The following is a 14,151-nucleotide window of genomic DNA, read 5'->3' on the forward strand; positions in this document are numbered from 1 at the left end:
TTGCTGTTGCTGTTGCTGTTGCTGTTGCTGTTGCTGTTGCTGTTGCTGTTGCTGTTGCTGTTGCTGTTGCTGTTGCTGTTGCTGTTGCTGTTGCTGTTGCTGTTGCTGTTGCTGTTGCTGTTGCTGTTTCAGCTTCTGTTCCACAACCGACAAGTTTTTCTTTGCAGCTTCAAAGTTGGGCTTTTCTTCAAGCAGTTTTTTATAAAGCTCTGCCGCTTCTTCTAATTGACCATTTTGCGCCAGAGAGTTGGCAAGGTTATAGCGGCCGTTAGGAGAGGAGTCATGAGAAAATGCTTCGATAGCGGCTTCGTAGTCACCTTTTTGGTAACTGGCGGCTCCTTTCCAGCTTGGGTTTGTAAATAGGTTTTGCGCCTGTTCATACTCACCTTGCTTGTAGAGTTCCGCTCCTCGTTGGTCGGCATTTAAGAACGGATTTGCTTCGGCGTGTTGTGTCCAAGTCATCGGTATTATTGTTGCCACAAACACCCAAATCAGGCCGCGTCGGAACAGTAAAGCTGCAGGCAGAAGTAACAGCGGCAGCAACCAAAAGCCACCGTTTAAGCGAGAGTCAGTGCTCACTTCTTCACTCTGCTTGGCCGAAAGTTGACTGCCAACGTTGTTCGTAAAGGCTGAAATGTTCTCAACATCGCGATTGGTGTGCTGAATAGGAACAAAAATTCCACCTGTTTTCTTTGCTAGTATTTGTAAATTCTTCAGATTTGTTTTCGCTACGACTGTTGTGCCTTGTGCAGTTTTTAAAAGAGAACCATCGGGTAGGGCGATGGGAGCGCCATTAGCGGTTCCTACTGCGAGAACTGAGATGCGAATGTTTTTACCTTCGACCAAATTCAACGTCCGAGACAGTTCTGACTCATCAAGGTCATCAGCTAACACGATGATGTCGCCTTGTTGCACACCTGCTTGAGAGAACTGGTTGAGCGCTAATTCAATTGCGGAAGGCAGGTTTGCCCCTTGAAAAGGCATTAGCTCTGGTGACAAATTCTCGATAATGATGGCAAGCGTACTGGAATCAGTCGTCAGTGGACTTAAGTTATAGGCATCGCCAGCGTAAGCAATAAGACCCGTAGCCCCTTCTTTCCATTTAGGAAGTAAGTCCAGCGCCTTATAACGTGTTTGCGCGAGTCGATTAGGCTTGATGTCCGTAGCGAACATCGAGCGAGACATATCAAGCACTAAAATGCGGTTTTGGTTTAACTCAAAGCTTGGGCGAGCGTTGGATTGCCAGCTTGGTCCCGCTAGCGCAATACAGGCAATCGCCCAAGCTACGCCCCAGAGAATAAAATAGTGTTTGGACTGCGTGTTTTGTCCGAGCACTTTAGCTAGGTGAGGGGCAATCAGTGTCGATTTTTTTGCTCTAAATTTGTGATTGAGCAAGAGCGCAATAGGGATTGCGATAAGCCCCAAAAGCCAATAAGGGTTAAGGAAAATAAACTCAGCCATGTTTTCTCCTCAGTAGGAATAACAATACCGACAGTACGAATGCAGCGCTTAATGGGTATGGGAACCATTCTGACTGCGGACGCCAAGTTTGCGTGTCGCTTGACACGGGCTCGAGCTGGTTGATCGTGTCGTAGATCTTTTCGAGCTGTTCAGTATCTCGCGCCCGAAAATATTGTCCACCAGTCATCTCTGCCACTTTAGTTAGTGTTTGCTCATCCAAGTCGGCTGCGGTGTTAACCTTGCGAGTCATGAAAAACTCTTTCACCATCATTTCACCAGCACCTACGCCTACGGTGTAAATGGTCGCATTGTATTTTTTTGCTATTTCCGCTGCTTCGAGCGGTTCGAGCACACCGGCAGTGTTGCTGCCGTCACTAAGCAAAATCATGACTCGTTGCGGAGCATCACTGTCTACAAAAGTTTTCGTGCCTAGACCAATACCATCACCAATGGCGGTTCGTTGACCAACCAAGCCGATGACTGTTTGATTAATCTGCTGCATGACGGTTTTACGGTCTGCAGTGAGTGGCGTTTGCAAATACGCGTGATCGCCAAACAAAACAACCCCGAGACGGTCACCTTTTCTTTTTGCCACGAAATCCGATAGAACTTTTTTGACAGCGGTGAGGCGGTCAATGTATTCGCCGTTGAGCTCCATGTCTTCTTGCTGCATCGAGCCAGATAGGTCGACGACTAACATCAAGTCCCGGTATTTGGGTTGGAACTCAACTGGATCACCAAACCAAACTGGACGCGCACAAGCAATGATAAGAAGAACCCAGATCGCCACTGATAGTGATTTTTGCAGGGCTTGCTTAGGCTTGCTGCCATTCTCATTAGCTGGTAAGTACGCCAATTTGATCTCGGCTTGTTGAGATTCTTGTGGCAGGAACTTGTATACCAGCCAGGGGACAGGCAGCAAAAATAGTGCCCACCACCAGACAAATTCAATGTTTAGCCATTGGGCAAGATCGGTTATGAGTGTTTGCTCAGTCACGGTTATTTGCCTTTTTCTTTGGTGGCAAAGCGTGAGTTATCCAAAAGACACAATCATCGACCAAGCTTTGATGATTTTCTTGAGAGGATTTCTGATACAGCGCTTCTTGCCACTGATGTTGTTTGTCTACGAATCGAGTTTCTTTGGTATGGCTATCGAGAAATTCATACCAAGCGATTCCAGTTAATGGCGCGATTTCTTCACGCGGAAAGTAACTCAATGCCGCCTGACGCAATATTTCTAGAGCAGAGGAAGGGGTATGAGGTGTGACAGATTGAGTTAAAAGTTTTAAGGCTGCCTTTTGCGCGCGTAGGCGTTTTTTACGCCATTTCGTATAAAGATAAATGCTGAAAACGAAAAGTACGGTGGCCGCAAGCACTGCCCACCATCCCCAAGCGAGCGGAAACCAATCCGGAGCGTTTGGTAAAATCAGAGGTTCAAGGTCTAGGCTTTGGTTGTTTGTTGTCATTATTATTACTGCTTAATAAATGCTGCTTGTACAGTTTGTTAGCTTAATTGTGAAATCAAGGGCCAACCACTTGATAGCGTGTTAAATGGAATCGCCATCGAATGGCATTGCTGTTTAATGGTTTCTTGGTGTTGAGTAAAGTGTGTTTCGAGTTCCTTTCTTTGGCCCTTGGAGCCAAAGTTGAACCATTGACTACGTTGTCCATCCGAGGCTTTTACTTGACCTCTAAAGTTTGTTTCACCTCTTTCTAAAGGATCATAAAACTGAATAGCCCTCACACTGTTGTGCTGTTTTAGTCGACGTAACTGCGTCAACTCTGCTGCGCTTATGTGGGCAAAGTCGCTGAGCATAATCAGTTCGCTGCCCTTAGGTGTCAGTGTATGAAGTGTTTCTAACACCTGAGTATACGGCAGTGTACGAGCCTCGTTGTTGGCAGTACGAGCCACCTGCGCGTTATGTGTATCGACGATAGCATTAAGAATCCGCAGCCCCTGTTTTTGTAGAGAGGAAGGGCGAAACTCAAAACATTGATGTCCATCGTCAATCACCGCACCGATGCGATCCTTTTTAGCCAAAGTGAGCCAAATCAACACGCTGGCAAAGTGAGCCAATTGAACCGACTTAAGCATATACTTAGACCCAAAATGCAGGCTAGAACTCAGGTCAAGGTAAAGAATCACAGCTTGCTCTTTGTCTTCTGCAAATAACTTTGTGTGCGCTTTCCCTGTACGAGCAGTTACCCGCCAATCAATACTGCGGATATCATCGCCAGGTTGGTATTGGCGTACTTCCATAAAATCCATGCCTCGCCCTTTTTGGCGGCTGGTATGGTTACCGCTCATTTGCGACCAGATACTTTGTGCTGGTGGCAACCAACGTACAGATTGAGTGCGGTATTGCAGCAGCTCTTCAAGGGTTAATGTCACCCCATTCGCATGAGGTGGCAATGGATGCGTTGTGGACATATCACTCCCTCGTCCTATGCACTGCCAACGAGGTTTAGCAGCTTATCAATGACTTGGTTTGCCGTAATGCCTTCCGCTTGAGCGTGGTAACTCAGTAATAAACGGTGGCGCAAAACCGGATAAGCCATGGTTTGAACATCTTCTGGGGACACAAAATCACGACCTGCAAGCCAAGCGTGCGCACGGGCACAACGATCCAGAGCGATGGTGGCACGTGGACTAACGCCCATTGACAACCACTTATCCAGCTCAGTGTCATATTCGCTGGCTCGACGTGTTGCCATAACTAAACGGACGATGTACTGCTCTATCGTTTCGGCCATATGAATATCCAACACTTCTTTACGCGCAGTGAATATATCTTGTTGGCTTAACATTGGGCGCTCGACGGTAGTTTCGCCTTTTGCTTCACCGCGGTTAATACGCAAGATAGATAGCTCATGCTCCGCATCTGGGTATTCCACTTCTAAATGTAATAAAAAGCGATCTAGCTGTGCTTCAGGTAGTGGATAAGTCCCTTCTTGTTCAATCGGGTTTTGAGTCGCCATGACCAAAAACAACTCTGGCAACGGGTAAGTATGGCGACCTGCTGTGACTTGTTTCTCTGCCATTGCTTCAAGCATCGCCGCTTGTACTTTGGCCGGTGCACGGTTTATCTCATCCGCAAGGATAAGAGAATTGAAGATAGGACCAGATTGGAAAGTGAACTCTCCGGTTTCGGGGCGGAAGATATCGGTGCCGGTTAAATCGGCTGGCAGCAAGTCAGGGGTAAACTGAATTCGGTGGAAGTCGCCTTCAACACAATCTGAGAGTGATTTTACTGCACGGGTTTTTGCCAGCCCAGGAGGGCCCTCAACCAAAATATGTCCATCTGCCAAAAGGGCAACAAGCAGTTGTTTGACTAGATCTTGCTGACCAATGATCTGCGACTCTAGGTATTGCTGAAGAGTTTCGAAGTTAGATTTATGCATGCTTTGGACTCTCGATATCCATTTGATTTTTGTGTTGAGTATTGGTCATTTTCCAGATGGAAAAAGTTCCAATGCGCTTTCGCAATTTATCTTTTCAATATTGGGACGCTGCAGAGAATTGCAAGTACTTGCTATCACTGAAAGTTCTTATCTGACAGAGCGTTACATTTATTTTTCATAATATAGTGAGAAATGCCTCTAGTTTTGTATATGTGAGCCGATAAAGTTTCTGTGATGTGCGTGTCATGAGATATGCACCAGATTCCCCTTATGGGGCCAATAACAAGTGATTCTTTTAAAAGGTCCGAATATGTTGAAACTTCATTCCTTGAGCATCAAACAGAAGGTTGTACTTGGTATTACGTTTGCTGTTTTAGCATCAACAATTATCGTTGGTGTTATGGCTCAGCGTCATGCAAGAGATGTGTTGAGCCACCGTCTTATTGATATCGAACTACCTGCGATGCTGCAGCAAATCAATACAGAAATTGACCGCGAAGTTGTAGAGATGCAACAAGCCGCAAAACAGCTCGCAACAAACGAGTTTATTGTCGAAGCTCTATCTAATACAGACCGCGATCCGTCGGTAGAAGTTCAGTTAGTTCAGCAGCTCAATAACGTTAAATCCCAGTACGGACTTAATGATGCGTCGGTAGCCAATCGTCAAACGGCATATTACTGGAATCAAAACGGGTTCTTGCGTCAGCTTAATCGAACTCAAGATGCTTGGTTCTTTGGCTTTACGTCTTCTGGTCAAGAAACGTCAGTGAGCGTTTTCCAAGAGGCAAACGGCGAAGTAAAAATGTTTGCCAACTACCAAGACTTAAATGGTACATCAATGTCAGGTCTTTCAAAGTCGATGGACGACATGGTTGCGCTGCTCAATGGGTTTAAAATTGAAGATACGGGTTATGTGTTCCTCACTAACGAACAGGGTGAGATTCAAATACATCGTCAACAAGGTAAAAACCAAACTTCTATCACTAAGCTATTTGGTAGTGATGCGAGTGCACTGCTGAATAAAAACAGCTTCAATTTGATTAATGTGGACTTTGAAGGGCAGGACTCGTTTGTTTCCAGTTTGTATGTTCCTTCAATGAACTGGTTTGTCATTGGTGTAGTTCCTGTCGATGAAGTCTTCGCTGACCTAAATGCTACTGCGCAAAAAATGCTGTTTACGACCATCATTGTCGCCGTTGTATTCATTCTGATGGGCGTATGGTTGGCAAATAGTATTACTAAACCAATTCGACTGATTGCCGATCGTTTTACTGACCTTGGGCAAGGTGAAGGCGACTTGGCGCAGCGCATTGAAATTAAGGGTAATGATGAAATTGCTCAGCTTTCAAAAGGCTTCAACGGATTTATTGAGAAGATCCACGCCACAATGAAAGAAGTTGCTTTAACTAGCGGCTCATTAAGTCAAGCGGCAGAAAGTGTTTCGACGAAAGCAACATCCACACATGACAACAGCCAAGAGCAACGTGATCAAACCATTCAAGTTGTTGCGGCGATTAACCAGATGGGTGCGACCATCAGCGAAATTGCATCGAACGCGGCTACTGCTGCCGATACGGCAAATCAGGCTTCTGATAATACTCAAACGGGTCGTGAAGTGGTTATGAAAGCCAAAGAGGTGATTAGCCGCCTAGCTGATGACGTAGAAACGACCAATATTGTCGTCACGCAGCTGGCATCGACAACTAAAGATATTGGCTCGATTCTGGGCGTAATACGTGACATATCAGAACAAACCAACTTGCTTGCGTTGAACGCCGCGATTGAGGCTGCACGTGCTGGAGAGCAAGGTCGTGGTTTTGCGGTGGTTGCTGACGAGGTCAGAAACCTAGCGTCACGCACAGCTGACTCAACAGAAGAGATCCAACGGATGATCAACCAACTTCAAAGTGACGCACAAGACGCAGTAAGTGCGATGGAAGCGGGTAAAGCGGTCACTATTGAAGGGGTTGCTTCAACCGATGAAGCCGTGGAAGTGTTAGTCAATATTTCTGAGCGAATTACAGACATCTCTGATCGTAATACGCAAGTTGCGACGGCGACGGAAGAGCAATCCACTGTGGTGCATACCATTAACCAAAACATTGAAGAAATCAACGCGATCAATGAAATGACAACGGCAACGGCAGAAGAGCTGGCGGATGCAAGTCGTGATCTTCAAGCGCTCTCTTCACGTCTGGACAAGATGGTTGGTAGCTTCAAGCTATAGAGTTGGATAGAATAGCCGAAGTTTAAAAGTTCACTAACTAAATTTAGGTAAGTACTATGAATGACTTCGAAAAAGAACTAGAGCAGATTTCTCAGGAAGCCGCTCAGGAGCCAGAAGTAAAACTGCCGTCGCTAGAAGAGCAAAAAGCGATCGTCGCTGAGCTAAAAAAGCTGGAAGCAGAAGGTAAGTTGACGCCAGAAGTGTTAGAGCAACACTTTGGTAAATTTAACCAAAAAAACTCTGTTCCAGTTCACTAAGCTAGGGTGAGGTTTCGGCTCTAACGGGCGCGACAAAATCACCAACTCAAATACAAAAAAGGGAGTGTATGCTCCCTTTTTTAATGCCTGAAAAATGCTAATACCTCTTACAGACTTGCCACTTAAAAATTATTGACACTTCAATGAGTTATTAATTAGTACTAGTTATTTTCATACTTGACAATACTACTGCTCTATCTAAATCTATTGCGTATTTCAATAAAAGCGACCAAGGGAATGCGATCAGGATGGAGCAACAAAAAACAAGAAATGTCATTTTAATCACGGAGGGCAGTCTGCAGTCATCTCTGCTGAAAGATGTATTGGAGACCAAACTCGGTATTAGTGTTGCTCTAATCACACCAGATTCTCTTATTCAAGGAGCGTTAGATTCGCCTTTAGCGTCAGCCATTATTGTTGATTGCAGCGTGATCACTGATGAAATCTTTCGGCGTTATTCGGAATTTAAAGAGTCGCAACAGAAAGATACGCTCGAAATCTTAATTAATTGTGATCAATCCATTTCGACTGAAGATCTTTTTGCTTGGCGTACTCTAGCAGGTATTTTCTATACCTCTGATGATATAAAAACGCTGCAAGTTGGGATTGGTAAGGTGCTTCAGGGGGATATGTGGTTCAGCCGTAAGTTTTCTCAGCAATACATTACTCACCTTCGTCGCCACTGCAAACCGATAAATAAGAATGTTCCCGCTATTTTGACCAAACGAGAGCAACAAATAATTACCTTTCTCTCTATGGGGGCTTCCAATCAACAAATTGCTGAACAACTATTTGTGAGCGAGAATACGGTAAAGACTCATTTACACAATATTTTCAAGAAGATTGAAGTAAAAAATAGAGTCCAAGCACTTATTTGGGCGAAAGAAAATATTTCGGATAACACGTTAACAGTGTAATCTCCTTGAAATATTACGTTATTTAATTTAGTGAATTCTTAATCATTACTGTGACCTAAATGTGTTAAAAGTGTTTCTTTTATGAGAAACACTTTTTTTGATTCTCTTTTTAATAACTTTGGAATTTAAAAAAGTAGCAAATAACTTTACTCTGTGGACTAGCACTTACATATCACACTAAGTGCGGACGATTAACGACGAATTTAAGAATGTTAAGTCACTGAAAGTATGAGAAACATTATGGAACAGTATATGGAAAAGCCTGAAGTCCTAATGCTCACTCAACAAAGTTTACAGAGTGAAAACTTTAAGGAAATGCTTTCTAAAAATATAGAAACTAAAATAACGATCATAGATACTAAAAACCCTAGTTATCACGAACTCATTCCGGAACGCTACTTTTTGCTTGTTGATTTTTCAGTTGAGATTCCATCCGAAACTTTAGTTTATTTAAAAGATAGTAATAAAGTACTAGGAACCATAATGCTTAATTTAGGTTATGACTTAGACACAGAAGAACTCGCCTCATGGCCGCATGTAAAGGGTATATTCGGTCCGGGAGACTCTATGGACAAGGTGTGTCAGGGGTTAAAAGCAATAATAAAAGGAGATAATTGGCTGTCTCGAAGATTACTGGATCAGCTGGTTAATTATTATCGAGGAAAAGAAGCGAATAGCATTATTGAGCCTGCTATCGAGGTAGAGCTTACTCGGCGTGAAATTCAAGTTTTAAAAATGTTGAAAGAAGGAGGCTCAAATATGGAAATTGCTGATTCTTTATTTATCAGTGAGCATACTATTAAATCACATCTATACAATATTTTTAGAAAGTTAGAAGTAAAGAACCGTACGCAAGCAACAAGTTGGGCTAGGCGAAATCTGTAGTACTAGTATTAACTTACTGTAATAAAAAGAAAATACTCTATAAAGTACTAAGTTTTATATTTATTATTAAAATGTCAGTCTGAAATATCATCCCATATTCAAACTTATTCCTATTCGGTTGACTATTAGACTTCTCATGTCTGTTACAAATCTACTCAGACATAGAATAAAAGGTCTATTCAATTATTAAGACAAGAGGGAATAAAAATGAGCACAAGTGACAATGACACGTATCTAGGCGATGCAGGTGTAAATAACCAATTTGCTGATTTCGATGGCGGCGATGACTTGTTTATTGGTTTTGGTGGTAATGATTCGTTTGTTGGCGGTGGCGGTAACGATTATGTGATCGGCGGCGACGGTGATGATCGCCTAACTGGTGGTGCTGGTGATGACATCTTAAGGGCTGGTACAGGAAACGATTACCTCGGCGGTGGTACAGGTAATGATTTGCTTTTGGGTTTGTTGGGTGACAACAAACTAAATGGCGGCGTCGGTGAAGATATTCTTGTAGCTGGTTCTGGTGATAATGTTCTAGTTGGCGGCAGCAATGGCGATAAGTTTGTGTTCACGGATAAGTTTGGTGGCCATGGCGAAGCAAAAGTTGTGGATTTCACCATTGGTGAAGATTCTTTGCACATTATTAGCGACTCGGTCACAGACTTCGGTGATTTAAGCTTTAGCTATGATGCTGTAGGTAATGCCGTGTTTACCGATGGTGCTGATCTAACCGTGAAACTCATTGGCGTTACCGAAACTGACATCAATACTTACGGTGCGGATTTATTTGCAATCTAAATGACTTAAATCACTCAGAATGGGATTTAGTTTGTGTGGCTCTGTCACGCTGAGGTGAACTAACTCGGTCATTCTAGAGTGTATTTGAGGCTGTCTTAAGTTAGGTGCTAGCTTTTGCTGGCGCCTACATTTTCAATTTAAACGGAAATAGTCGTGCAAAAAACGGTTTTCAAAGAAGTGAGACAAAAACTATGCACGCTTGCGGGCTTGCTAATCGCTTTTAGCCTTTTTATCAACATACTAGTCCTCTCGATTCCCTTGTACATGCTTCAAGTGTACAACCGAGTGATATCCTCCTATTCAACCGATACTCTACTTTTGCTCACTATTATCGTGATTGTCGCGTTACTAACCATGTCGATTATTGATATCGCTCGCGCGCAAATGAGTAAATCATTTGGTTATTGGATGGACACCAAACTGTCCACTTTTATGCTTAAGCGCAGCATTCAATACCAATCGCACACAGGGAAGAGTTACACCTCGCAAACGCTGCGAGACATTCAGAACATCAAAAGCTTTTTGAGCAGCCAAGCACCCTATCCACTATTGGATGCGCCTTGGACACCGCTGTTTATTTTGTTCGTATATTTATTGCACCCAGTATTGGGTCACATCGCGTTACTCGGGTCTATCGTATTGTTTAGTCTCGGGCTACTCAATGAGCTAATGACGCGTAAAACCATGCAAGAAAGTGAAGTTAGGGCGATCTCTCATATCAACAACGCCGAGCTAGCCACGCAAAATGCCAATTCAATTCTTGCTATGGGGATGATGAACGCGTTTTTAGAGAAATGGCAGTCGCGCGTGAATGAAGTCAATATGCTCGAAGAGCGAGTGGCAGGTAAGTCCATTTACATGGCTAACTTTTCTAAGTTTGTACGTGGTTCACTACAGATCTTTTTGTTGGGAGGCGGAGCATGGTTAGTGATCCAACATGAGATTACTGCGGGAGCGATGATCGCGAGTTCCATTTTAATGAGTCGGGCACTCTCGCCGATGGAGCAGGCGATTGGAACATGGCGAAGTGCTATGTCTGCTAAAGGCGCGTATAAACGACTAAAAGAAATCGACGCAATCGTACGCCAAGATGAATCGAATATGCCACTGCCAAAGCCAAAAGGACACTATGAACTTACTGGACTTGCTTATCGCCATCCTGGCACAGCAGAGCCTGTACTCTCATCGATCAACTTATCTATTCCTCCCGGAGTCGCTGTCGGAGTTATTGGCCCTTCTGGTACTGGTAAATCGACGTTTGCTCGGTTGTTATTAGGTACGATCAAGCCATTAGCAGGTAAGGTTACGCTTGATGGTATGGAAGTGTCTACTTGGGCATCGGAAGACCGCGGCGCCCATTTTGGTTATCTCGCTCAAGAAGTAGAGTTGTTTCCTGGCACAATTCGGGAGAACATCGCGCGCTTCAAAGAGGAAGACCCCGCTAAAGTCATCAAGGCGGCGCAACTAGCAGGATGTCATGAATTAATACTCAAGAAAAACAAAGGCTATGATTTCGTTATTGGCGAAAATGGCCGTGGTTTATCAGGAGGAGAAAGGCAGAGAATCGCACTTGCAAGAGCCGTTTATGGCGATCCATCTATTGTGATTTTCGATGAAGCTAATGCCAACCTTGATGGTGAAGGAGAGGCTGCATATCAACGTTTGATTGCCCATTTAAAGGCGCAAGGATCAACGATTATCGTCATTGCCCATAATCCGAGTACATTACGACAAATGGATAGATTGCTGTATTTAGCTGAAGGTAGAGTCAAATTATACGGTGATAAAGATGAAGTATTAAAACGCTTGATGGGCGAAGAAAGAACAGATATTCCAAGGGTAAGAAATGAGCAATCAACTGCCAGCCGTTAATCAGCATCCGTCTGAAACCGTTTATCGTTTTAGTCCGCAAGCGAAACTAAGCTTTCGAAAGCCAATTTTACTTGGTGTGGTGACGCTAAGTGTTTTTCTTGGCGGTCTAGGCTACTGGGCTGCGACAGCGAAATTAGAGAGTGCTGCGATTGCTTATGGCGATTTGTCTGTTCTCACTAAGCGCCAAGAAATTCAACATCTAGAAGGCGGCATTATTGAAAAGCTGTACGTGCAGGAGGGGGACTTGGTTGAAAAAGGTCAATTATTAATTCAACTCTCTAAGCGACAAGCTATGGCGAAGTTGGACTCATTAAGTGGTCAGTTTATTCATACTCTAGCGAAGGAAAACCGTCTAAGTGCTGAGCTAGATGAATTGCCAACGATCGTATGGTCTGATGATCTTGAAAGTATTCCTCGCGTCGATATCGTCCAAGAAGCTCAACTGGTTCAAAACAAGATCTTTGAAGCGAGAAAGCGATTCTTTGATAGTAAGCTGAGCATCATTGAGCAGAGTATTTCTGGGGCAAATTTGGAGCTGGAAAACCTCCAGCAAACCAAAGTAATTGAGAGAGAAAGACTCAATTTTATCGCCGAAGAAATAGACAGTAACCAAGCTCTAGTTCAAAAAGGCTTTTCGGGTAAATCCACCTTACTTCAACTCAAACGTCTTGCGGCGGAAGTGCGGAGTACCTTAAGTCAGTTAGACAGACAATCACTCACAGTAAGCAAAAGGTTGGATGAAAACCAAGCGCAAATTGAAGAGTTGAAGCTTGAAAGACTGAATGAGATTGTCGAGGAGCTACGAAACACCAAAAAGGAAATCGTCGCCATTCGTGAAGAGTATCGCTCAGCACAAGATATTGTAGCGAGAACAACCATCAATGCACCTATTGCTGGCCGTGTGGTCAACATGCAGGTGTTTACCGAAAAAGGTGTGATTGGTTCGGGTGAAACGCTATTAGAGTTGGTTCCTCAAGACGATAAGTTGTTAGTCGAGGCTCGCGTGAATCCTCAGGATATCGATTTAGTTAACCCAGGTCAGCAGGCGCATGTTCGTCTGACCGCTCTGAATGCTAGAACGTTGGCACCATTAGACGGCACGGTGTTAACGATTTCTGCGGATAAGCTTTCACAAGAAAACCAAGAGGATTTTTACCTCGCTAGAATTGCAATTTCGCAAGAAGATGTAGCCAAACACCGCTTAACTTCAGGAATGAACGCGGAAGTGCTTATTTTATCTGAACCGCGAACGCCTTTAAGTTATTTAATAAAGCCAATCACTGAAAGCATGAATCGCGCCTTTAGAGAGGAGTAATCTCAAAAGTACTTGAGTGAACACGGACAACTGACAAAATAATTTGTTATGGTTACCCGTTACTAGGCCGTATTTTAATTCTAAGGGAGCCGTGGAATGGAGAAAGTGCAGTTAGTCGTCGATTTTCTTCTCACTCATAAACTGATTTTTACCGCACTGATCTTTGTGATTATGTGGTTAATTCGTCGTACCATTTTATCGATGATTCGTGGTGACCATGCCTTTCTTTCTGAAGATCAGCGCAGCTGGATGTCCAGAACTAAGAACGGCACCTTTGCCGTTACATTACTGATTTTATTTATTTTATGGCAATCAGAAATAAACGAGTTTGCTCTAAGTGTCACGGCGATAGCGGTTGCCATTGTTGTGGCATCCAAAGAGATAATTTTGTGTTTTACAGGCTCGATTCAAAGAGCAAGCTCACGTTCTTTTCGTGTCGGTGACTGGATTGAGGTCGGTAAACTGTGCGGCGAAGTGATCGAGCACAATATGATGGCGACGGTGATTCAAGAGATCGACCTGCACCATGGTCAATATCACTACACCGGAAAAACCGCGACCTTACCCAATAGTATGTTTTTTACTTACCCAGTAAAGAACCTCAATTTTATGAAGCGCTACGTCTACCACAATTTCTCTATCGTGGTGAAAGACTTCGTTAATTTGTATCCTCTGTTACCAATCTTGACCGACAAGATTGAAGAGCATTGTAGCTACTTCAGTGATGTTGCACATCGCTACAATGCGATGATTGAAAAACACGCTGGGGTCGATCTTCCCGGTGCAGAGCCACATATGCATATTTCTAGCAATATCAATGGTGAGCAGATTTTGCATGTTATGATTTTCTGCCCGACCGATAAAGCTAACCACTTGGAGCATTTGATTCGTAAAGACTTTATGGAACTTTATGAGCAGCGCTTTCCTGTGGTGAGTGAAAAATAGAGAAGTGTCGTACGCCAGTTAGAACAAACCCCGCTATCAAACATAGCGGGGTTTGTTTTTCTAACGGTATTT

The 14,151-nt window shown here is 43.7% G+C and carries 13 protein-coding genes; 8 read left to right on the top strand and 5 right to left on the bottom strand.

Annotated features, from left to right (window positions below; translation table 11 throughout):
- The 5 genes from NL644_RS01910 to NL644_RS01930 form a co-directional block, all read right to left on the bottom strand.
- A partial coding sequence (locus NL644_RS01910) for a VWA domain-containing protein (protein WP_253657911.1) occupies positions 1–1,461 on the bottom strand: 1,461 nt, incomplete at its 3' end.
- Positions 1,454–2,458, bottom strand: coding sequence for a VWA domain-containing protein (locus NL644_RS01915; RefSeq protein ID WP_253657912.1), 1,005 nt, complete (start codon positions 2,456–2,458; stop codon positions 1,454–1,456). The genes NL644_RS01910 and NL644_RS01915, both read right to left, overlap by 8 nt.
- Positions 2,451–2,927 carry a DUF4381 domain-containing protein gene (locus NL644_RS01920; protein ID WP_047008481.1) on the bottom strand — a complete coding sequence of 159 codons (477 nt, stop codon included), beginning with the start codon at positions 2,925–2,927 and terminating at the stop codon, positions 2,451–2,453. Before NL644_RS01920 ends, NL644_RS01915 begins: the two co-directional genes overlap by 8 nt.
- A 38-nt stretch (positions 2,928–2,965) precedes the next feature.
- Complete coding sequence (locus NL644_RS01925) at positions 2,966–3,892, bottom strand: DUF58 domain-containing protein (protein ID WP_053808320.1); 927 nt, start codon at positions 3,890–3,892, stop codon at positions 2,966–2,968.
- A gap of 14 nt (positions 3,893–3,906) precedes the next feature.
- Entirely contained in the window at positions 3,907–4,863 is a 957-nt protein-coding gene (locus tag NL644_RS01930) for a MoxR family ATPase (protein WP_005392397.1), read from the bottom strand.
- 310 nt (positions 4,864–5,173) lie between these two features.
- On the opposite strand from NL644_RS01930, the gene NL644_RS01935 reads away from it, so the two are divergent.
- From NL644_RS01935 to NL644_RS01970, 8 genes are all read left to right on the top strand, one after another.
- A complete protein-coding gene (locus NL644_RS01935; protein ID WP_114322806.1) occupies positions 5,174–7,090 on the top strand; it encodes a methyl-accepting chemotaxis protein in 1,917 nt (638 codons plus the stop codon).
- A gap of 56 nt (positions 7,091–7,146) precedes the next feature.
- The gene (locus NL644_RS01940) at positions 7,147–7,347 is read left to right on the top strand and encodes a restriction endonuclease subunit S (protein WP_005392406.1); all 201 of its coding nucleotides are present in this window, start codon (positions 7,147–7,149) and stop codon (positions 7,345–7,347) included.
- Positions 7,348–7,595: 248 nt separating this feature from the next.
- Positions 7,596–8,264 carry a LuxR C-terminal-related transcriptional regulator gene (locus NL644_RS01945; protein WP_048625358.1) on the top strand — a complete coding sequence of 223 codons (669 nt, stop codon included), beginning with the start codon at positions 7,596–7,598 and terminating at the stop codon, positions 8,262–8,264.
- 228 nt (positions 8,265–8,492) lie between these two features.
- Entirely contained in the window at positions 8,493–9,149 is a 657-nt protein-coding gene (locus NL644_RS01950) for a LuxR C-terminal-related transcriptional regulator (protein WP_080619247.1), read from the top strand.
- Positions 9,150–9,356: 207 nt separating this feature from the next.
- On the top strand, positions 9,357–9,947 hold the full coding sequence (locus tag NL644_RS01955; protein WP_005392412.1) for a calcium-binding protein: 591 nt from the start codon (positions 9,357–9,359) through the stop codon (positions 9,945–9,947).
- A gap of 153 nt (positions 9,948–10,100) precedes the next feature.
- Entirely contained in the window at positions 10,101–11,819 is a 1,719-nt protein-coding gene (locus tag NL644_RS01960; protein WP_114322807.1) for a type I secretion system permease/ATPase, read from the top strand.
- Positions 11,794–13,134, top strand: coding sequence for an HlyD family type I secretion periplasmic adaptor subunit (locus tag NL644_RS01965; RefSeq protein WP_047008476.1), 1,341 nt, complete (start codon positions 11,794–11,796; stop codon positions 13,132–13,134). Before NL644_RS01960 ends, NL644_RS01965 begins: the two co-directional genes overlap by 26 nt.
- Positions 13,135–13,230: 96 nt before the next feature.
- The gene (locus NL644_RS01970; RefSeq protein ID WP_005392418.1) at positions 13,231–14,079 is read left to right on the top strand and encodes a mechanosensitive ion channel family protein; all 849 of its coding nucleotides are present in this window, start codon (positions 13,231–13,233) and stop codon (positions 14,077–14,079) included.
- The last annotated feature ends 72 nt before the right edge of the window (positions 14,080–14,151 follow it).

It is taken from the genome of Vibrio sp. Y10_XG_PY6 (assembly GCF_024181795.1).
Classification (GTDB): Bacteria; Pseudomonadota; Gammaproteobacteria; order Enterobacterales; family Vibrionaceae; genus Vibrio; species Vibrio diabolicus.

What these genes read in the sequence shown, in the direction of transcription:
- NL644_RS01925 (WP_053808320.1), bottom strand. Translation starts at nt 3,892, where the DNA reads ATGTCCACAACGCATCCATTGCCACCTCATGCGAATGGGGTGACATTA.
- NL644_RS01930 (WP_005392397.1), bottom strand. Translation starts at nt 4,863, where the DNA reads ATGCATAAATCTAACTTCGAAACTCTTCAGCAATACCTAGAGTCGCAG.
- NL644_RS01920 (WP_047008481.1), bottom strand. Translation starts at nt 2,927, where the DNA reads ATGACAACAAACAACCAAAGCCTAGACCTTGAACCTCTGATTTTACCA.
- NL644_RS01935 (WP_114322806.1), top strand. Translation starts at nt 5,174, where the DNA reads ATGTTGAAACTTCATTCCTTGAGCATCAAACAGAAGGTTGTACTTGGT.
- NL644_RS01945 (WP_048625358.1), top strand. Translation starts at nt 7,596, where the DNA reads ATGGAGCAACAAAAAACAAGAAATGTCATTTTAATCACGGAGGGCAGT.
- NL644_RS01940 (WP_005392406.1), top strand. Translation starts at nt 7,147, where the DNA reads ATGAATGACTTCGAAAAAGAACTAGAGCAGATTTCTCAGGAAGCCGCT.
- NL644_RS01955 (WP_005392412.1), top strand. Translation starts at nt 9,357, where the DNA reads ATGAGCACAAGTGACAATGACACGTATCTAGGCGATGCAGGTGTAAAT.
- NL644_RS01965 (WP_047008476.1), top strand. Translation starts at nt 11,794, where the DNA reads ATGAGCAATCAACTGCCAGCCGTTAATCAGCATCCGTCTGAAACCGTT.
- NL644_RS01950 (WP_080619247.1), top strand. Translation starts at nt 8,493, where the DNA reads ATGAGAAACATTATGGAACAGTATATGGAAAAGCCTGAAGTCCTAATG.
- NL644_RS01970 (WP_005392418.1), top strand. Translation starts at nt 13,231, where the DNA reads ATGGAGAAAGTGCAGTTAGTCGTCGATTTTCTTCTCACTCATAAACTG.